22 protein-coding genes are annotated in these 20,024 nt (G+C 31.3%); 15 read left to right on the top strand and 7 right to left on the bottom strand.

From position 1 onward, the window contains the following. Positions 1 to 7: 7 nt before the first annotated feature. The 3 genes from CN692_RS06860 (at position 8) to CN692_RS06850 (ending at position 1,784) form a co-directional block, all read left to right on the top strand. Complete coding sequence (locus tag CN692_RS06860; RefSeq protein WP_098118409.1) at positions 8 to 526, top strand: YfiT family bacillithiol transferase; 519 nt, start codon at positions 8 to 10, stop codon at positions 524 to 526. A 19-nt stretch (positions 527 to 545) separates the two neighbouring features. After that, on the top strand, positions 546 to 869 hold the full coding sequence (locus CN692_RS06855; protein ID WP_179874387.1) for a low molecular weight protein tyrosine phosphatase family protein: 324 nt from the start codon (positions 546 to 548) through the stop codon (positions 867 to 869). A 219-nt stretch (positions 870 to 1,088) separates the two neighbouring features. Then, positions 1,089 to 1,784: a helix-turn-helix domain-containing protein gene (locus CN692_RS06850; RefSeq protein ID WP_098118407.1), complete on the top strand. Its 696-nt coding sequence runs from the start codon at positions 1,089 to 1,091 to the stop codon at positions 1,782 to 1,784. A gap of 94 nt (positions 1,785 to 1,878) precedes the next feature. Here the strand turns inward: CN692_RS06850 and CN692_RS06845 are convergent, their stop codons facing one another. Then, positions 1,879 to 2,493 carry a LysE/ArgO family amino acid transporter gene (locus CN692_RS06845; RefSeq protein WP_098118406.1) on the bottom strand — a complete coding sequence of 205 codons (615 nt, stop codon included), beginning with the start codon at positions 2,491 to 2,493 and terminating at the stop codon, positions 1,879 to 1,881. A 113-nt stretch (positions 2,494 to 2,606) separates the two neighbouring features. Between CN692_RS06845 and CN692_RS06840 the strand changes: the two genes are divergently transcribed. Beyond that, entirely contained in the window at positions 2,607 to 2,801 is a 195-nt protein-coding gene (locus CN692_RS06840) for a hypothetical protein (RefSeq protein ID WP_098118405.1), read from the top strand. Positions 2,802 to 3,415: 614 nt separating this feature from the next. Here the strand turns inward: CN692_RS06840 and CN692_RS06835 are convergent. Beyond that, the gene (locus CN692_RS06835) at positions 3,416 to 3,940 is read right to left on the bottom strand and encodes a GNAT family N-acetyltransferase (RefSeq protein ID WP_098118404.1); all 525 of its coding nucleotides are present in this window, start codon (positions 3,938 to 3,940) and stop codon (positions 3,416 to 3,418) included. Between the two features lie 470 nt (positions 3,941 to 4,410). Between CN692_RS06835 and CN692_RS06830 the strand changes: the two genes are divergently transcribed. Both CN692_RS06830 and CN692_RS06825 read left to right on the top strand, forming a co-directional pair. Then, complete coding sequence (locus CN692_RS06830; protein WP_098118403.1) at positions 4,411 to 5,529, top strand: tyrosine-protein phosphatase; 1,119 nt, start codon at positions 4,411 to 4,413, stop codon at positions 5,527 to 5,529. Positions 5,530 to 5,766: 237 nt separating this feature from the next. Further along, entirely contained in the window at positions 5,767 to 6,225 is a 459-nt protein-coding gene (locus CN692_RS06825; RefSeq protein WP_179874384.1) for a DUF4279 domain-containing protein, read from the top strand. Positions 6,226 to 6,714: 489 nt separating this feature from the next. On the opposite strand, the gene CN692_RS06820 is transcribed toward CN692_RS06825, so the two are convergent. Both CN692_RS06820 and CN692_RS06815 read right to left on the bottom strand, forming a co-directional pair. Next, the gene (locus CN692_RS06820) at positions 6,715 to 7,236 is read right to left on the bottom strand and encodes a GNAT family N-acetyltransferase (protein WP_098118401.1); all 522 of its coding nucleotides are present in this window, start codon (positions 7,234 to 7,236) and stop codon (positions 6,715 to 6,717) included. Between the two features lie 23 nt (positions 7,237 to 7,259). Further along, positions 7,260 to 8,243: a glutathione S-transferase family protein gene (locus CN692_RS06815; RefSeq protein ID WP_098118400.1), complete on the bottom strand. Its 984-nt coding sequence runs from the start codon at positions 8,241 to 8,243 to the stop codon at positions 7,260 to 7,262. A gap of 249 nt (positions 8,244 to 8,492) precedes the next feature. On the opposite strand from CN692_RS06815, the gene CN692_RS06810 reads away from it, so the two are divergent. The 5 genes from CN692_RS06810 (at position 8,493) to CN692_RS06790 (ending at position 13,095) form a co-directional block, all read left to right on the top strand. Next, on the top strand, positions 8,493 to 9,542 hold the full coding sequence (locus tag CN692_RS06810) for an LLM class flavin-dependent oxidoreductase (RefSeq protein ID WP_098118399.1): 1,050 nt from the start codon (positions 8,493 to 8,495) through the stop codon (positions 9,540 to 9,542). Positions 9,543 to 9,710: 168 nt separating this feature from the next. After that, positions 9,711 to 10,040 (top strand): cupredoxin domain-containing protein, encoded by a 330-nt coding sequence (locus CN692_RS06805; RefSeq protein ID WP_373605023.1) that lies wholly within the window; start codon positions 9,711 to 9,713, stop codon positions 10,038 to 10,040. A gap of 454 nt (positions 10,041 to 10,494) precedes the next feature. Next, positions 10,495 to 10,791, top strand: a complete 297-nt coding sequence (locus tag CN692_RS06800) for a hypothetical protein (protein WP_098118397.1) — start codon at positions 10,495 to 10,497, stop codon at positions 10,789 to 10,791. 200 nt (positions 10,792 to 10,991) lie between these two features. Then, positions 10,992 to 12,188 (top strand): MFS transporter, encoded by a 1,197-nt coding sequence (locus tag CN692_RS06795; RefSeq protein ID WP_098118396.1) that lies wholly within the window; start codon positions 10,992 to 10,994, stop codon positions 12,186 to 12,188. Between the two features lie 43 nt (positions 12,189 to 12,231). After that, entirely contained in the window at positions 12,232 to 13,095 is an 864-nt protein-coding gene (locus tag CN692_RS06790; RefSeq protein WP_098118395.1) for a MerR family transcriptional regulator, read from the top strand. Between the two features lie 112 nt (positions 13,096 to 13,207). On the opposite strand, the gene CN692_RS06785 is transcribed toward CN692_RS06790, so the two are convergent. Then, positions 13,208 to 14,362 carry a tyrosine-type recombinase/integrase gene (locus CN692_RS06785; RefSeq protein WP_179874383.1) on the bottom strand — a complete coding sequence of 385 codons (1,155 nt, stop codon included), beginning with the start codon at positions 14,360 to 14,362 and terminating at the stop codon, positions 13,208 to 13,210. 285 nt (positions 14,363 to 14,647) lie between these two features. Between CN692_RS06785 and CN692_RS06780 the strand changes: the two genes are divergently transcribed. Both CN692_RS06780 and ltaE read left to right on the top strand, forming a co-directional pair. Continuing rightward, the gene (locus CN692_RS06780; protein WP_098118393.1) at positions 14,648 to 15,655 is read left to right on the top strand and encodes a helix-turn-helix domain-containing protein; all 1,008 of its coding nucleotides are present in this window, start codon (positions 14,648 to 14,650) and stop codon (positions 15,653 to 15,655) included. A 113-nt stretch (positions 15,656 to 15,768) separates the two neighbouring features. Further along, positions 15,769 to 16,791, top strand: coding sequence for a low-specificity L-threonine aldolase (gene ltaE, locus CN692_RS06775; protein ID WP_098118392.1), 1,023 nt, complete (start codon positions 15,769 to 15,771; stop codon positions 16,789 to 16,791). 105 nt (positions 16,792 to 16,896) lie between these two features. Here ltaE and CN692_RS06770 read toward each other — a convergent pair whose 3' ends face one another. Beyond that, positions 16,897 to 17,091: a hypothetical protein gene (locus tag CN692_RS06770; RefSeq protein WP_098118391.1), complete on the bottom strand. Its 195-nt coding sequence runs from the start codon at positions 17,089 to 17,091 to the stop codon at positions 16,897 to 16,899. Positions 17,092 to 17,326: 235 nt separating this feature from the next. On the opposite strand from CN692_RS06770, the gene CN692_RS06765 reads away from it, so the two are divergent. Then, positions 17,327 to 17,713 carry a hypothetical protein gene (locus tag CN692_RS06765; RefSeq protein WP_098118390.1) on the top strand — a complete coding sequence of 129 codons (387 nt, stop codon included), beginning with the start codon at positions 17,327 to 17,329 and terminating at the stop codon, positions 17,711 to 17,713. A 91-nt stretch (positions 17,714 to 17,804) separates the two neighbouring features. On the opposite strand, the gene CN692_RS06760 is transcribed toward CN692_RS06765, so the two are convergent. Then, complete coding sequence (locus CN692_RS06760) at positions 17,805 to 18,845, bottom strand: glycoside hydrolase family 5 protein (protein ID WP_098118389.1); 1,041 nt, start codon at positions 18,843 to 18,845, stop codon at positions 17,805 to 17,807. A 453-nt stretch (positions 18,846 to 19,298) separates the two neighbouring features. On the opposite strand from CN692_RS06760, the gene CN692_RS06755 reads away from it, so the two are divergent. Further along, on the top strand, positions 19,299 to 19,862 hold the full coding sequence (locus CN692_RS06755; protein WP_098118388.1) for a cysteine hydrolase family protein: 564 nt from the start codon (positions 19,299 to 19,301) through the stop codon (positions 19,860 to 19,862). Positions 19,863 to 20,024: the final 162 nt, after the last annotated feature.

The following is a 20,024-nucleotide window of genomic DNA, read 5'->3' as shown; positions in this document are numbered from 1 at the left end:
AGTTAAAATGGAAAATTTGAAATATCCAATTGGTAGATTTAACATTCCAGCAAGCTACACAACTAAACAAAGAGAAGAATTTATAAAAGTGTTAAAAGATGCTCCATTTAAATTTAAGGAAGCAATAACAACTCTAAATGAAGAACAATTAAATACACCTTATCGTGAAGGTGGATGGACACCAAAACAAGTTATTAATCATGTTGCAGATAGCCACATGAATAGCCTGATCAGAGTAAAATTAGCTTTAACTGAAGAAAACCCAACAATCAAAGGGTATGATGAAAATGCCTGGATTACATTAAGCGATTCAAATTATGATTTTCAAAGTTCCTTAAAAATTATTGAAGGAATCCACGAAAGATATGTCGTTTTACTCGAATCATTAACAGATGAACAGTTTAAAAGCACATGTTTTCACCCTGAACTGAACCAAAAAATAAGTATTGATTTTCTTATAGCCTTATATGCTTGGCATAGTCAGCATCATTTAGCTCATATTTATTTAGTAAAAAATAATAAATAATTTTTAAGGTGTGATCCTAATCAAATTACTATTTATATGCAGTAAAAATCAATGGAGAAGTCCTACAGCTGAAAAAATCTTTCACTTATATGATGGACATCATGCAAGATCAGCTGGTACAGAATCAGTAGCTAGAGTTAAGGTGACTGAAGGACATATCGGTTGGGCAGATATCATTTTTGTAATGGAGAAAAAGCATTTAAGAAGAATTCGTGAAAAATTCGGTATTTTGCTTAATCATAAAACGGTTGTAAATCTAGATATCGCGGATGATTATCAGTATATGGATGAAGAATTAATTGAAATTCTTCAAAATAGAGTTTTAGAGCAATTCGAAAAATAAATATTGGTAAAATCATTTAGAGTATAAAGAAACCCGCTTAAATTTTTGAGCGGGTTTTAGTACTTTAGACTTAATTATTAAATTTATTTATTTTGGAAAATTATGTAAATACTCACGAAATTCATAAATCTCAAAAAAACATAAAATAGTATTGTGTCAAGGTCCTTGATTTACACATAAACATAAAACTAGAAGTAAATTGAGGGATATGGTGTGAGTATGTACTACAAATTATTAAAGCAATATATAAAAAATTCAAATTTAAGTTTGGCTGAAATTGCAAATGAATTAAATAAAATGGGCTTTTCAAAAGACAAGAGCTATTTAAGTAAATTGCAAAATGCGAAACTAACTCCACCTGAAGAAAAGTTAACAAGAGCGATTGCAAAAGTAACAGGTGGTAATGCTGAAGAGCTAATTTGGTGTGCTTATATTGTTAATGCACCTGATGGATTGAAAGTTCCATTAAAAAGTATTTCAGAAGAAGTTTTTAATCTCGCAAAGAATGAAAAAAATAGTAATTTAAAATTTGATGTAGTTTATAAAGAAAATAAACTTGATGAACGATCAAAATTATTTGCTGATTTTATCAGATTGACTAGATTAAAAAATAACTTATCAATTAAATGCCTTGCAACAAAAGCGAACGTGTCACATTCATATATTTCACAAATTGAAAATGGAAAAAAAGGAATTCCATCATCGGAAATTATCCAAAGGCTAGCAGATCCTCTTGGTGTTCCTGTTATTCAATTGTTTCAAATAGCTGGCTATTTTCCAATCGAAAAAGATGATTGGATTGAAGGTACTACCATTATACGTACTGCGAATAAGATGTTAAATTCCGAAGAAAAAGAAAAACTCCTAAGATTAATAGAAGCATTTCTTACTTTAGCTGCTTTGGATTATTTCTAAAAGGTAGTAAAGAAAGTTGAGATAAAAAAGCAGTATATAGTAAATTATCTATATACTGCTTTTTATTGAGGTTATAGATAAATCAAAAATATTATTAGCCTATGATTAATCCTTTTAATAAATATAAAGCAATACACCAAATGATGATCGCAGAAATTTTATTAATGATAATCATGAATTTACCTGATTGATCGATTTTCCCGACAGTTCGACCTGCTATTGCAAGGGATATAAACCAGATCCACGAAACGGCTATACAAGTAATCGCAAATGCAATTTTTTCATTACCATCGTATTGAAGCGAGTTCGTTCCAATTACACCGATTGTATCCAAGATTGCATGCGGATTAAGAAGTGAAACAGATGCAGCAAACAATATTTGCTTTTTCACTGAGAAATTGTCTTGATTTGATGTGATCTCAGAAGATTTAGCTTTCCATGTTTGCCAGCCCATATAAGTTAAAAATAAAATTCCGAAACTTAAAAGCGCAGTTTTTAAATATGGTGAAGTTAAAATAAGGACAGACACTCCTGTAACCGATAAAGTAATTAATAACGTATCACAGAGCGATGCAGTTAATACAGCTGGTAAAGCTCTAATAAACTTTTTTTGAGTTGCACCTTGTTGAAAAATAAATACGTTTTGCACCCCTAAAGGTAGAATTAAACCAAATGATAATAAAGTTGCGTGTAAAATAGTTTGAATCATAATACCACCTAACTAATCAATTTTATGTACACATCATTTCTTTTCGACATTCTTGACTAAATTTGTAAATTTTAGGAAAGGATAGTAAGAAACTGCAAAAGGAAGTGATGAGTATGTCTCAACAATTTGAAAATATACCTGATTATGAATTATTAGCAAATAATCCAGCATTATCTTTACATGAACTGTCATATCACTATGATATGAGTTTTAATGATATTGCTGAAATTAGAGGAATTTCAGTAGAAGATTTAATGAACTACTATCAGACAAATACTTCTCACGATTCATTATTTTATTTTGAATAAACTAAAAAATAAAGCTGAGCCAATAATAAATTGAGCTCGGCTTTTTTATGTAACTTTTTAATTATAATGAATAATGATTCAGAATACTAGAATTTTTAAAAACAAAAAGTTAAGCCGATATAAGACTTAACTTTCACCGATTAAGTAAGACTTTTCTATAATTCAATGTAAGGAAAGTTTTATGAGGTTGATTTCCACTACAGGATTCTCGCTTTCCATGGGGCGAGACCTGAGCCTCCTCGGCGCGCCTGCGGGGTCTCAGCCTTCCCGCATTTCCCATAGGAGTCGAGCATCCTTTCGTTCCAATCAACTTCTTCAAAATAAAATAGTGTGCAATAAAGAACCTCACTAATCCCCTTTACTTAGAGAAAAATAGAAATTAATTAGCAAGTTATTTACTAATATCGGTAGAACGTTTAATTATAAATTACTAGTAAAATTTCTTCTTCAAACAAATAATATCTCAATATTTTATATTCTGAAAAAGGTCTTTTACTAATGTTTTTTTGTATTCCAATAACAAATTATCTATTAAATAGGTCGCTTAGCAACATTTTAATTATTGACTAGTTTATTTCAACATAGTGAAAAATTAAGCCCATATAAGACCTAACTTACTTTTTCTTCTTTAATTTTAGTCGCCAGTCATTACATACCATATAATGACCAATCGGGTATTCGAAATTACATTTTTTTATTAATTTGAATTTTAGTTTTTCACATATTTTGTTAGATGGAACATTTTTAATAGAAGGAAATGCGTGAATATAGTTATGTTTTAATTCATCTTGAGCTTTTATAATTGCTTTTTTTACAGCAACTGATGCAATACCTTTTCTTTGGTATTGAGGTAAAATACTCCAGCCTATTTCATAAACCCATTTGTCATTCCATTTCCGATCCCAATAACCAACGCTTCCTATTTTTGTTCGATGGGGAAGTAATATTATCGCATACATTTGACCTGTCCCCATTTTTCTCATTTCTAGATAATGCTTGTGACGATTCATAATTTGGTTATAACTCTCAAGTCCACCAAGATATTGAGTCATTCTATTCGTGTTTAAGGAAATAAGTAAACTAAGATCTGCATCGTTCCATGGTTCGATCAGAATTTTAGATTTGTCTATAGTTGACAATTAATTCACACCAACTTTTTTAAAGAAATTTCTTATTTAAAAGATGCATATTAAGATAGTATTCCAATGCTGTTTTTTATTTCTAATTAATTAACACAAATTAGATTAGTTAGTTATTTATTGAATGATTTTTTATGACAAATGATCATTATATATTGAAGAAAAAGCTTTTTGACTAATAAAATTTAGGTTTAAATCGGTCCATTCAGCCAATACGTACAATCGGGGACGTTTCTTCATTCACTTGGATTTCATATTAAAAAAATGTTTTCTGTTAATTTCGACTTTAAAAAATATTCTTTACACATTCTTTACACCACTTATATAGGAGATTAAAAAAATATTTATATACTTTTTTTGTAAAGCATTATTCATAAGAAAGAAACACAAGTTGCAAAAAAAAGTGAAAGTTTCCGATTTATGAATACAACTTTAAATTTAATAGAATAAAAGAGTGGAGAGAACTGAAAATGAAAAAGTCAAAATTAGCTAGTTACAGTTTAACATTTGCCTTAGCTTCATCAATTTTATCTAATACTGCTCATGCTCAAGTAATGAATACTAATGGAGTAAAATCACAACAAGAACAGACTTCATTACTAAATCAACAAAATCAACTAATTGCTAAAGTGGAACGTACTCAGGAAGGTAAATTAAATTTTTCATGGGACGGATCAAATAAAAAAAACAAAGTAAGTATATTTTGGTCAACATCTCCAGATAAAATTGGGAAATTACTAGTTAAAGTTAATTCTGGTACTTCAATTACGGTGGACGATCCAAGTCCAAAAGCTAGACCATATTTTCATATAATTGGAGAAAATGGATCGAGTACAATTGTTGCAGAGCGTAAAGTTTTTCTGCAAGGAACTTTTAACTTCCGAGATTTAGGTGGATACGAAACTGTTGATGGAAGAACAGTTCAATGGGGAAAATTATATCGTTCAGACGCTTTAGTAGGCTTAACAAAAAATGATATATCTTATTTACAAAATTCTGGATTAAGAACAATTCTCGATTACCGAAGCGCAGATGAGTTAGCAAAAAGTCCAGATCCAGTAATAAAGGGTGTAGCAAATATCAATGATCCAGTTATAAAATCTGGCAGTACAACTTTAGATATCTTTAATTTAGATATGGTAGGACTGGACAAGACTTTCAAACAGATGCAAAGAGAAATGGTTGAAGATCCAGATGTAGAAGCGTACAGAACATTATTTCAGTTGCTTTTAAAATCAAAAAACGATGCTGTTTTACAGCACTGTACAGCGGGTAAAGATCGCACTGGAGTTGGTTCTGCTCTTGTATTACTGTCTCTTGGAGTACCAGAAAATACAGTACTTGATGACTATATGTTAAGTAACAACCCTGTTTATATTCAAAAACAACTAGATGCAATGGCTCCTCTATTAAAAACAGATGAACAAAGACAAGTAGTAACAGCAATTATGGGAGTAAAAAAAGAGTGGCTACAAGCTTCATTGAATCAAATTAAAGAACATTATGGTTCATACGATAATTACTTCAAAAAAGTCATTGGATTAACTGCAAAAGATCGTGAAAAATTAAAAGAAATGTATTTGAATTAGAAACAAAATTAAATCACATAGGTTGTTTAAAGTGTAATAACTTTGGACATACCTTTGTGGTTTTTTACTTATTTGAGGACTAGTTTCGACGTGGATTTTTCAAAATAGTGTCTTAATCTAATCTGGCTATATTCTTACCAGTCCTTTTAATATTTTGCATTAAAAAGACTAATGATTATCTTTTTTATGAACCAATTTAAAAGTATACTAGAGTTAAATAACATAGAGGAGCGAAATATGGATCATACAAGTGTAATGACATATTTTGAAATTAAAGGCGATAACTTTCCAATTGAATATGTAACTAAATTGTTAGAGATTAATCCAACTAATTCTTATATTAAAGGTGAAGAGATTATAACAACAAGAAAACGTAAAATAATCCCAATAAAAAGGCGGTATAGAACATATACAAGTTGGAAATTGAGCACAAATTACATTGAGACACTAGATGCAAATAAACAAGCTAAGGAAATAATTGGGTCTCTTTTAAGCAAAGTAAATGAATTAATTGCGATTAAAAGAATATATGAATGTGAATTTGTTCTGATGCAAGTCCCAATTATTGAAAATGGATGTTGTTCAGGCATTTGGTATGACCAAGATGTCATTAATTTTTGTTCAAAAATCGAAGCATCAATTGAAATAGACTTATTTGCAAATCCATATGAAAGTGATTGGGATTTGGATGATTAAATCCAATTAATAGTTTTATAAGGTAAATATGTAAATGTTTTATACTTTAGTTACATAGAACTATTTCCTTTTATAAATCTTTTATAATAATAAAAAAGTTCTGCAAAACCTACTTAAAATAACACTATGTTTTATTATTACAAAATTACTAAAAAACTCAATATTTCAAGTGTCTGAAATGAAATTGAAATTAAGGATGTAATGGTGCTTTAATTTAATTTTGATAATAGGTTCATGGGTATATATTTGTATATATATTTTAGCACTGTATTTCTATTTCTTTTGAAATAAAACGCTTTGAAAATAACACTAGCCTGGATTTTTGCAGATAAAGCGTTGCAGTGGTGTTATGTTAAAAATAGAAAAAGTACTTCTTAGTATAGATAGAAGTACTTTTTATTACTAATTTGAAATGATTAAATGAACAAAACAATTTGATAGCCAATCTTACCTTAAGGCTAAACGAAAGAAAACCCTATATTATATAATTTAATCCTCTAATCTAAATTTCAACTGGTAAGCTCTAACATTAATACCGTCATCAGCTGGCTGGAAATCAAATTTTGGCAATCTTTTAAAACCAATTCCTTCGTATAAACTAATAGCATTTTTCATAAATTCTCCAGTATGTAAGCCAATCGCTTCGAAACCTTTTTCCTTTGTACGATTTATACATTCAGAAATAAGTGCATTTGCAACTCCTTGACCACGGCAAGTTGAGTCTACAGCAAGCATACGAATTTCAGGATAATCAAGTTCTTCAACATAACCTTCATAGGCATTTGTTTTTGCTGGGAATAAAGCAACACTTCCGACAATTTTTCCTAGAATAGTAGCAACGATTAAATCTACTCCTTCTTGTTCATCAACTTTTGAAGAAATTGAATTTTTTAAAGCGTTCCAATGATCAACCGGAAGAACATTTGCATATTCATTATAAGCGTCAATTCTTTGTTGGCGAATGGATGGGTACATCTCTTTTTTTGCATTTTGAATTTCTATATTTACCATTATTTCATCTCATCTCCTCTGAATTAATGTATAAGGAACTTCTCTTTTTGTCCACTTAAATTTTCTCGATTATGTGGAGTATTCCATAAAGAAGGCTCAGGACCCTTTGGTAAAACTTTTGGTTCTTCCTTATCTGTTGAAATTGTAATAGATAAGTGATAATGTCTTTTAATCGCATCGAAATCAGTCGTGTCACCAAATCCTGGAGTTTGATACAAATCACGTACATATCCCCATAAATTTTTAAATTCCCGAATTAAATTGCGATTTGTATTAAAGGCAGAAAAGTAGGCAGCATCAAATCGGACAAGTGTTGTATAGAGTCTCACATCCGAATCGGTAATTTTATCACCAAATAAGAATCGTTGTTTGGATAATCGTTGCTCTAGCTCATCTAATCTATTGAATAACTTTTCATAAGCTTTTTCATATGATTTTTGTGATTGTGCAAATCCACATTTGTATACACCGTTGTTTACATCAGTAAAAATAATTTCATTAAGTGCGTCGATTTCTTGACGGATCGAAACTGGATATAAGTCTGGTGCGTTTTTCTTATGAAATGGTTTCCAAACCGTTTCAAAATAGTTTGTTAGTTTAAAATAATCGTTATTAACTACTTTACCTGATTTAATATCGACAATTGCTGGGACAGTTGGTCGACCGGAATAGTTTTCATCAGAATTAAAATAAATTTCACTCATATAACGAGTCTTTAAGATTGGATCTACTCCATTTTTATCTAACGAAAATTCCCAATCTACACGATCTAGTCTTGGACGCATAGGGCTTACAGTTCCTAAACTAATAGTAGTTTCTAAACCTAAGACTTTTCGAACAATAACAGAACGATGTGCCCATGGACATGCTGCCGACCAAATGAGTCGATATCGATTAGCTTCTATTGGAAGTTCTTCAGGCATATTCCCAAAAGGTGTTGAAAAACGATTTAGTTGTCTGTTAAATGATCCATCTACTGTTATTTCAGTTAGTTTTGTCTGACTCATCATTTAAACTTCCTTTCTCACTGCTGAAATCGTGATAAATTCTAATACTCTATTATACTCGAAATATTCAGAAAATGTATTTTTTTGGTCCTATAGATTATCAATTCTGTTTTAATTTAGCTATTGGAATCCAATATTAGAATTTATCTCGAATTTGAGGTATATTAAATGTAAAGTAATTTTGGTTGCAAAAGGTAGTAAATAAGACAACTTTTGCATTTATTTTTAAAGCTTTGGAGGAGTAGATTAATGGAAATAGGAATCAGTACATTTGTAGAAACTACACCAGACGTTAAAACTGGTGAAACAATAAGTCATGCAGAACGTTTACGGGAAGTCGTTGAGGAAATCATACTTGCAGATCAAGTGGGATTAGATGTATTTGGTGTTGGAGAACATCATCGTAATGATTATGCTGCATCATCTCCTGCAATTGTTTTAGCTGCGGCTGCATCACAAACAAAACGCATTCGATTAACAAGTGCTGTAACTGTACTTTCTTCGGCAGATCCCGTTCGTGTGTTTCAAGATTTCGCTACACTTGACGGAATATCGAATGGAAGAGCTGAAATAATGGCAGGGCGTGGTTCATTCATCGAATCTTTCCCTTTATTTGGCTATAATTTAAATGATTATGATGAACTTTTTGAAGAAAAGTTAGATCTATTATTAACATTACAAAAGTCCGAATTTGTGACTTGGAGTGGAAAACATCGACCATCGATAAATAATATCGGTGTATATCCCCGTCCAGTACAAGATCCATTGCCTATTTGGATTGGTAGTGGTGGAAATAGCGAATCGGTCGTTCGTGCGGGATTATTGGGACTTCCGCTAGTACTTGCTATTATTGGTGGACGACCTGTTCAATTCGCACCATTAGTGGAATTATACAAAAAGGCTGCAGCTCATGCCGGTCACGATTTAAACAAATTACAGATTGCATCTCATTCGCATGGATTCATCGCTGAGGATAGAATCACTGCAGCTGATAAATTTTTCCCATCAACACAACAAGCAATGAATAAGCTTGGAAAAGAAAGAGGATGGGGGCTTTATGATCGATCAGCCTTCGATGCTGCAAGAAGTTTGGAAGGTGCACTTTATGTTGGAGATCCTGAATTTGTAGCACAAAAGATCATCTACCTTCGAAAAAACGTAGGTATCACACGTTTCATGCTGCATGTACCGGTTGGTTCAATGCCACATGCAGATGTAATGAAAGCAATCGAGCTATTAGGAAATGAAGTTGCACCAATCGTTCGAGAAGAAATAGCGAAGTGGGAAGAAAATCAATAATTTAAGGAACAAACTGTTTTCTAATATGGAGACAGTTTTTTTATTTAATCCTAAATTAATAATAATACAATAATTGGAAAATAATAGTGCATAGGAAAGGAGGGATTGTTTGTGAAAACAAAAAAATGGCTAACTGTATTGCTAATTTCTTTTGCTCCATTTTTATTGATGGCAAAACCAAGTAATATCAAAATTTTTGCAGAATCAGCGGTTACACAAATTGATAATCGAGCACCGGTAATGGTTGTAGAGTTGGACGATAATTACTTTAATCCAAAAAATATCACAATTCCGAATGGAACAAAATCTACTTTATTATTAAGAAATAAAGGAGTTAATCCTCACACATTTACAGTAAAAATGCTTAATATTGATGTAGAAGTTCAACCAGGAAAAGAAACGACTATTTCTGTATTACCAAAACAAGCCACTACATATGACCTAACATGTAAGTACCATTCTAATGTTGGAATGGTAGGAAAAGTAATTGTTAAATAGATTTTTGTCTACAGCTAAGGCAAGGCCATTTGGGCCTTGCCTTAGTGTGTTTAAATCAAACTTATCCAAAATTGAAAAATTAATTTAGGTTCATCATGGAATGTTCACATGATAGTAAAATAACATAGATATAAAAAACAAGCATGAAGCTGTTAATAACATACTCATAAAGGGTTCATGAGTTAAAAACAGAGAGGAATTCTGTAATTTCTTAACTCATAAGGTGCTCATGAGCATGTATATAGACAAATATATGAAATTACCATTTCCATTTCAAGCTGAAGTGGAAACTAACTACATTGATATTGTTGGACATTAATTTTCAAACCCATATATAAGACTTACCATTTATTTTTCTATACTAGATGTTCATCAGAATAATAACATTCTATTTTTCCAACTTCATTTCTTTTTATCAAAATCTCCTCATACACTTAAATGAGGAGGGATATGAATGGAGCATATTGATTTTCATATACTTCAATGGTTTTTCGGAAGTACGCCGATCCTGGGTTTAACATTAATGATGTTTCTTATTTCATCGTTTGGGAAACGAAAGACAATTTCAACAATTATATTAGTCGTAACAACAGTTCTTTGGTTTATATGGAAATCACTACCAAACGATATATGGCATCATATGGGAGCAGCTGATAACGTTGGACTTTACCAGCACTTATCGCTTGCGCTTGTACTTGGTTTTGTTACTTCGAGCATTTTAAATTCGTTTCGAAAAACTCGGAATGCTTGAAAATTTTATTAAAACTAGTTGAATGAAAAATACAATTGTGAGCTTCCCAAAAGGAGCTCTTTTTATATTTCATAAAAAGTTTCTAAAAGAAAACGGATACATAATTAAAACAATAAAATTCGATTAAAATTTGTTTGACTCTCCCCTCAGAGGAGGCTTTACATTATGTTTTGTAGAGTATTTAATAGGAGTTGAACAAAATGAAAAAACAAAACATAATGTTGATTTTAGTTTTAATGAATTTATTCATTATTTTCTTAGGGATAGGATTAGTAGTGCCAGTCACACCTTCGATTATGAATGAGTTAAATATATCCGGTACAATTGTTGGTTATATGGTAGCGGCGTTTGCTGTAACTCAATTGCTTTTTTCACCAATTGCAGGACGCTGGGTAGACCAGTTCGGACGTAAACGAATGATAATCATCGGACTAATAATTTTTAGTTTTTCAGAATTTTTATTTGGTATGGGGAAAACAGTTGAGGTTCTATTTATTTCACGTATGCTAGGAGGCATAAGTGCCGCATTCATTATGCCAGCAGTAACTGCATTTATAGCTGATGTTACAACAGTTGAAACAAGGGCAAAAGCACTAGGCTATATGTCGGCTGCAATTTCTACAGGCTTTATTGTTGGTCCTGGTATTGGAGGATTTTTAGCAGAGTTTGGTACTCGCATACCATTTTTCTTTGCGGCAGGATTAGCAGTATTGGCAGGGGTATTATCTATTACTATACTTCCAGAACCAGAACGTAACCAAGAAAATATCGAGGTGAAAGGACAAAAACCTGGTTTTAAACGAATTTTTGCTCCGATGTATTTTATATCGTTTATGGTTTTATTAATTTCTCAATTCGGCTTATCAGCTTTCGAATCATTATTTTCTTTATTTACTAACCATAAATTTGGATTTACACCTAAGGATATTGCAATCATGATTACAGGCGGAGGCATTATCGGTGCAATTGCACAAATCGCATTATTTGATCGTTTAACAAAATGGATTGGTGAAATTGGCCTAGTACGATATAGTTTAATTCTTTCTACAATACTAGTCTTTTTAATGACAGTTGTGAATTCATACTTTACAATTTTACTTGTTACAATTACCGTATTTTTAGGCTTTGATTTAATGCGTCCTGCTGTAACAACATATTTATCTAAAATAGCAGGAAATGAACAAGGTTTTGTTGGCGGAATGAATTCAATGTTTACTAGTATAGGGAATGTAATAGGACCTATTATAGGTGGAATTCTATTTGATATTGACTTAAACTATCCATTCTATTTTGCAACAGTATTACTAGCAAGCGGTGTTGGGTTAACAATTGCTTGGAAAATGCCGGGTTATCGAACAGCATCAATAAGCAAAGGCGTATTCTTTGAGAACGAATAAAGAATACGCTTCTTTTAAAAAATAATACATAAGGAGTGATCAAGTGAAAGAAACACTTTATACAATAGGTGAAGTCTCAAAATTAGTAAATATTTCAATAAAAGCACTTCGTTATTATGACAAAATAAACTTGTTTAAACCGGCCTATGTCGATCCAGATACTAATTATCGATATTATAAAGACTCACAAATCCATCTACTTGACTTAATCAAATCACTTAAATATATTGGCACTCCTTTAGAAGATATGAAAAAAGTGCAAGGATTAGAGAGAGATGAGTTTTATGCTTTTTTAACGGAGCAAGAAAACATTGTAAAAGATAAAATAGATTCTTTAACAGAAATTGAAAAAATCATAGCAAATGCTAAAAGAGGAATACAGAGGCAGAAGCAATATCCCCAATTTGGAGAAGTATTTTTTTCGTATGAAGAAGAAATACAAATCATTCAAACGAAAGCAGATGGAATCGATCCTAAAAATATCTTAAATGCTTCTTATAGTAAATTGAAAAAATTTGCTGCATCGACAGAAGGATTTAGAAACAATGGTTATGGTGCGATTTACCCTTATAAATCGTATAAACATGTTAATGAAGTATCTTATCAATATTTATTCACACCTGTTTTAACGAAAAAACAAACTACATTACTATTACCAGATACCGAGGTTTCAAAAATTCCAGAAGGTAATTATATATGCATTACGTATAAAAGTTTAACGCCAAATGATTATTTTACTAATTTACAAAAACTAATTACTTACATTGAGTATCATAAAATAACCGTTAGCAGTGACATTTATGAGTCATTAATACATAATAACTATTCTCCGCATCAAAAGGAAGAATTTATAATCGAAATGAGAGTATTAATTAAAGATGACTCACAAAATAATTTAGACCAGTAAACAGACTCGACCAAGGGTCTGTTTTTCTATTTAGCTCAATTTTTGTTTGATATAATTTTATTATGTTAACTAATTATTTAAAAATAACCCCATTAAAAAAATGGGGACATTATTAATACTCTTCATCATCCCAAACATTACTAGCATGCTGAGATCGATTCATCATTTTAGCTAAATAAATTTCCGTAGTTTGAATACTTTCATGACCTAAGCTTCGACTTACTTGGTAGATGCTCGCCCCTTTTTCAATTGAACGACATGCATAATGATGTCGAAAGAAGTGGGGACTAATATTATTCGTTCGATTATGATCTAAAACAAAAGGTAGTTCTGAAGCTTTTATAATATCGATTACATACTTAGATAAATATTTGAAGGAATAATGCTTATTTAGCTTGTTCGGAAAAAATGGGTTTGTATCAGTTTTTGAAATGCTATTTGAAAAACCACGTCGACTCCTTAGTTTACATAAATCGATAAATACATGATTTAGTAGTTTAACTTCACGTTTTTTATTTCCTTTACCGACAATTTCGAGCCAGTATCCATTTGCATCCTTTGAAACATTTCCCCATTTCGCCTCAGCTAACTCACGAATTCGCATACCAGTAGTAGCCAGTAATTTAATTAAAGTAGTGATTAAAATATTTCCTCTATAAAAATTCAGTAATGATTTTACTTCACTTTCTTCTAAATCTCGATTTGGTAAGTCATCTTTTGTTATTTTTGCGTTCAAAATTCTTGTAAATAGAGGAACTTGAACATAATTGGAATCAAATAAAAATTTAAAGAAACTTTTTAATATAACAAGTTTTTTTGAGAGAGTAGTGACTCGATACTGTTGCATCTTTGAACCATATTGATAATTCGATAACCATTGCTGATATGATTCGATATGTCTCTGTTTTAAATTTTTCAATAATGATTCTTCTATATATGAATCAACGTCTTTACGTAAAAATTCTTCACTTTTTAATAAGTAACGATAAAACTGTAATAATTCTCTTATGTACTCTATTTTTGTACTTTCTTTTCGCTGCTTTGATTTTTGAATATCTTTTATTTGATGAACAAAATAGTAAATCATTTCTAAATCAGAGAAAGCGTCATAAATCATACGATGATTTTTTTCATTTTCAAACTTCCTTTGTAGTAGCGCAGGAAAGTATGTTTCATCTATTAAATACTCTATTACTCTAAAATCGGTCTGATTTACATCTAATAAATCAGTTGAGTTTGAAATAAGTAGATTTGATTTTACTAACATAGGAATCACCTCATTATCAATTATACAAAATTTATTGTATATATAGTATAAATTCATTTATTTTTTCTTCTTAAGTAAATAAAATATCTTTGTTATATATTACTAAATGTAAGATAGGTTAATAGTAGAAAAATACACTATTATTCAACTTAAAGAAAACTTTGTATAATTAATTATTTATAAATAAATGGATTTAGTTGTATTGCATTAACTATAATTTAACGTTTTGTTAGAAATAATTATGGTATAATTAAACAAAAACATGATAAAAAGGGACGATTTCAAATGTTAGAACAAGATCAAAAAGCGAAAGAGATTGTTACAACAAATGAGGCTGTACATATTTTAGGAATATCAAAGCAAACGATCTATAATTATGTAAAAGCTGGAAAGCTGAAACTTGTGTATGAAGATTGGCAAATAGACGGAACGATGAGATTTTATTTAGACGATATAAATCAGTTTAAGTCGCAAACAGTTAAACCAGTTGGACTTACAGTACTTGAAACAGCCAATCTCTTAGGAGTATCAAAGGCAACGATTCACCAATATATAAAAACTGGAAAAATTTCAGCAAGTAAGATCAATTTTAAAGGTAGACAAACTGTTTTTATTAAAGAGGAAGAAGTGGAAAAACTAAAATCCACTCAAATTAATGGATCAAAGAGAAAGACGTTTTTTACAAAGGACTTAGATTTCTACTTGTTTGGTTTATACGAAATTCCAAATTCGAATGAAAAGGCGCGTATTATTGAACTTAATGAGAATGGTGAGATTGTAGCAAAGACCAATATGGGGGAATTGTTAAATAAAGAAGAATTACTAAATCGTAGTTTTAAAAAGTCGTATGAGTTTAAGCAAGCAACACATAGTACAAAAAGAGGTAGTATCAAATTTCAATTTCCATTTCCACAATCAATAAGTGCCCCAATTTTTAGTATTATCGATTCTTTTTATAGAAATATTGGTCACCAAAATATGAATCTTTATTTAGAAGGTAATTCTATTAAGGTGGAAATAAAGCCAATTAAACTACCTTATAATCCTGAACAAATTGAACAAGATTTAGAGATTTTACAAAATTGTTTAATTGATGGTAAGCTTTCTACAAGACCAGGTTTTATTTTGTTTACTAGTAAACAAGAACAACTCACAATTTTTGTACAGGATATCGTAAAAGAGAAGATTAAACATATTGCAGTAGATCACCACTCTGGAATTGAGGATATTACAGAGAAACTTTTATTAATGGGATTGAAAGAATTTGAAAAAAGCAACAAATTTAATGCATAATTTCATACGCAATTTCCGACATTGAGTTGTATCATTGTATTAGAATCCAATTCTCGATACGTCTATTAAACTAGTTTTGATAATTCTGAAAACAAGAAAAGAGGCTTATAAAAATGAAATTTATTGATTTAAGAAGTGACACGGTAACTATTCCTACAGAAGAAATGAGACAAGCTATGTTTTCAGCTGAAGTGGGAGATGATGTATACGGAGATGACCCTACTGTTCAGAAACTTGAAAAATTAGCTGCATCAATGATTGGGAAAGAAGCTGCCTTATTCGTTCCAAGTGGAACATTTGGAAACCAACTAGCTTTATTTACTCATTGTGCTCGTGGGACTGAAGTAATCCTTGGTGAAGATTGTCACATTTTTGAGCATGAAGTTGGAGCTGCTTCAATAATTGCTGGTGTTCATACAAGGACATTACAAACGACTAACGGTAAGATGGAAATTAAGCGAATTCAACAATCTATTAGACCTGATGACTTACATTTTCCTGAAACTTCATTAATATGCTTAGAAAATGCATATTCTAATGGAGCAGTAGTTGATCTTGAATATATGAAAGAAGTTTTTAGCATTGCAAAAAATGCAAACATACCTGTTCACTTAGATGGAGCAAGAATTTTTAATGCTGCTACTTATTTAAAAACAGATGCGAAAGAATTATCTCGATATAGTGATTCTGTAATGTTTTGCTTATCAAAAGGACTGTGTGCGCCAGTAGGTTCCATACTAGCAGGAAGTAAAGAATTTATTGAGAAGGCAAAAAAGAAGCGTAAATTATTAGGTGGTGGCTGGAGACAATCCGGATTTTTAGCAGCCGCTGGTATCATTGCATTAGAAAAAATGACAAAACGTTTACACGAAGATCACGAAAATGCACTATATTTAGCTGAACGATTAAGTGAAATCCCTACAATTAAAGTGGACTTATCTCAAATTAATATTAATTTAGTATTCTTCCAAATGACAAATATGAAACATAGCCCAGAGGAAATCGAACAAATCTTTAAAGAGAACGGAATCATTATATTTGCACCTGAGGAAGATGGAATGATGCGCTTTGCTACACATTATTGGATTACAAAAAATGATATTGATAAAATAATTGAAGTTATGAAATTGTTGTAATTTTTTTCTATACAAAAAGGATCTTCTATGAAGATCCTTTTTATATTTTCTATAAATTGAGCCTTATTTTAATAAGGTAGTTGAAAATTACTGCTTACCGTGTCATTAAACTTCTTCGCTCTCACGCTTTTGGATTTGTAATAGCGTATTTGAGATTGTTTTTAATTCTTCTTTAAGACGGATTGTTTCATTCGCTAATTGTTCAGAAGTAGTTTCTTTAATTCGCTTGTTTAGTACGTCAACTACTTTTCGTAGCTTTCCAATAGATTGTTCAAGTTGAACAGTTGATGTTGTTTTCATGATTTACACTCCTAAATTGGTATTTCCTTTAGCATACCACATATTATTTTTACGACAATAATCTACAAAGAAGATATTCCTTTTATTATAGATTTTAAATACAAAAGAACGTATTTTTCAATTCAAATCAGTCTGAGGACGTATTAAAAAAGTTTTACATGTCAGTATAATAAAGTTAACGAAAATTGTTTTACATAGAAAAATATGATTTATGGAGTAAAAGGAGCGCAGTGGAATGAAGAGGTTAGACAGAAGTTTTCTGATCGGAGCGTTATTATTAATTATTGGAGTCATTTGGGGCTTTATGATGAGTGGTGTGAAAGGGATTGAATGGCTGTTATTACTATCAGGAATAGTATTGGGAATTTTAGCGGGGATTGTTCAAGGGTGGGCAATTGCAAAAAGTAAACTTGGAAAAATTGGACGCGGAAAGAAAACACTGTGGGTGATTGGAACGATCCTTATTTTAGTTGTTTTAAAAGTAGCGATCAACGTATTGATACCTTCTTATTTAGCGACGAGCCAATTAGGGATCTGGCTATCGATTGTATTTGCCGTTTCCGGACTTTTACTCGGTCGTTCGTTTTATCCCTCACCTAGCTTAAAAAATTCTAAATCATGAACTGCGTCTAACTAATCTTAAGTTTGATAATTCAAAAATGCCCTCTTGATCAATAGTGATCGAGAGGGCATTTTTATTTATAATTCCAAATTTAGTTTGTATCCTTGCCCCAAGATTCTTGTAATTTTTCAAGTCCGGATTGATTTGTAACTGAGAGGGTGATTTGCTTCTTTTTAACCTTTTTTTCCATTAGACTATAAGAATCCCCATCTCGTAATCCTGGCCAGTAAACGCTTCCAATACCGAGATGATTAATTTTTTCGCTCATTGCTCGAACATAATGTATATCATTATTGCTCTTTTTTACAGAATAATCTAGGCCAGTTTTCATTGGTGCGCCCCATTCTGTTACAATCGCACGGTCGGAATACTTACCGATCTCGACTGATAAGACATTTGACCAACCAGTTTCTGTTAGAGATTTTATATGAACATATCCTGCATAAAATGCGTAGCAGTGAACGGCAAGCATTGTGCCATCTAGACGTTTATCATTACCTAGTGGATTAATATATAAAGCTGCCAGACCAATTCCATCAAGAATGACATTTTTCCTTGAAACATGATATTTAGTTAACCAATTGTTGTAGAAATCACGTAAATCTTTCGAATTATAGCCATATGGCTCATTAATAGGTTCAAAATAGCAGTTTGGGTTATTTCCATATTTGTTGATAACAGTACTCCACATTTTATAAAAACGATCGAGCTCTTCTGGTTTCCCATTTTTTGGAGCCCAATAGCTGAAAATTACTTTTCCTTTTTCTAACGCAGCATCGATTGCTCCAGTGTATGTACTCCAATAATTTTCGACTGTTGCTTCATTAATGGGAAGTCTGACAGTGTTAGCTCCTGTTTGATCAAACATTTGTCCAATAACTTGTCGTCCAACAGCTTTAGCAGAGTCATACGTATCATTCTTCGTCAGACCACTTACATAAATTACACCATCAACAAAATTATCACGTTCATCTGCCCAGTTTACACCCCTTATACCAGCCGATAACGGTGAAGATGGATTATGAACGTTAACTTTAATATAATTTAAAAATGCAAAAGAAGAGGCAAATAGTAAAATAATGATCGCTATCAAACAAACTCCAATAAAAATTCCTTTTTTTACTATTTTCAAAGATTAACCCCCTAATAAAACCTTTTTTTAAATCCAACCTGTCTTACACAATCCTATTAATTTATATATGAAAGTTTTCGCTGAAAATATCTGAAAAAACCTTGAGTGAACAATTTAATTTTTAGAAGATTTTTTGTAAGAATACGGTTCAGCTTCCAATGTTCTATATTGTGTTTCGGCAAAAGATAACATCGACGGAATTTTAACTAAATCCATTAAGATTTCAAGTACAGTTAGTGTAAAATAAAAAGGAAGCTACACTTATAGTGCAAAACACAAAAACTTAATTTGCAAAAACCTAAAATCTCGAACTGTTACATAGAGATGCTGATAGGTCTATTAAAAAGACCGATAGTTTAAGTCGATTTTTTTATTTATTTTGGCGGATTATTGAAACATTTGATAAAATTACACTCAGAAAAGACTTTATATATCCAAAAAGGAGTAACATTTATGCATAATCAAAAAACAGCACTGTTAGTAATGGATTTACAAAATGGTATTGTTTCGCGTTTCGCTGACAAACAAGAAATTCTTAAACCGTTTCAACAAGCCATTCAAGCCGCTCGCCAAAATAATATTCAAGTTATTTTTGTACGAGTCGGTTTTAGTGAAGGATACCCTGAGGTTAGTAAAAATAATAAGATTTTCTCAGCAATTGCTAAAAATGGTGGAATGACATTTACTGATTTATCAACACAAATTCACGAATCTGTTGAACCAATACAAGGTGAACCAGTTATTACAAAATATCGAGTTAGTGCGTTCACTGGTAGTAATCTAGAAGTTATATTGCGTTCACAAGAAATTGATTCAATTGTTTTAAGTGGTATTTCGACAAGTGGCGTTGTACTATCGACTCTAAGAGAAGCGGCAGATAAGGACTATTCAATTACTGTGCTTTCCGATGCGTGTATTGATTCTGATCCTGAAGTTCATAGAGTACTCATTGAAAAAATATTCCCACGCCAAGCAGAAGTTCAAACTGTTGATCGTTGGATTGATCATTTAAAATAAATTGACAACTTCGTGCGTTACAAATTACATTAATTAAAATGTTACTGCAAATTAAGATGATCCTTATCAAATTTATTACGAAATGGTTAATTTTTTAAGAAAACACTTCAAGTTTTAACCCACTCGTGATAGAATGTTAACATTCTCAGATTTGGAGAGTGG

Source organism: Bacillus sp. AFS002410, assembly GCF_002556365.1.
Taxonomy (GTDB): domain Bacteria; phylum Bacillota; class Bacilli; order Bacillales; family Bacillaceae_G; genus Gottfriedia.
Note: the sequence above shows the minus strand (reverse complement) of the source record. Positions and strands in the feature narration are given on the sequence as shown.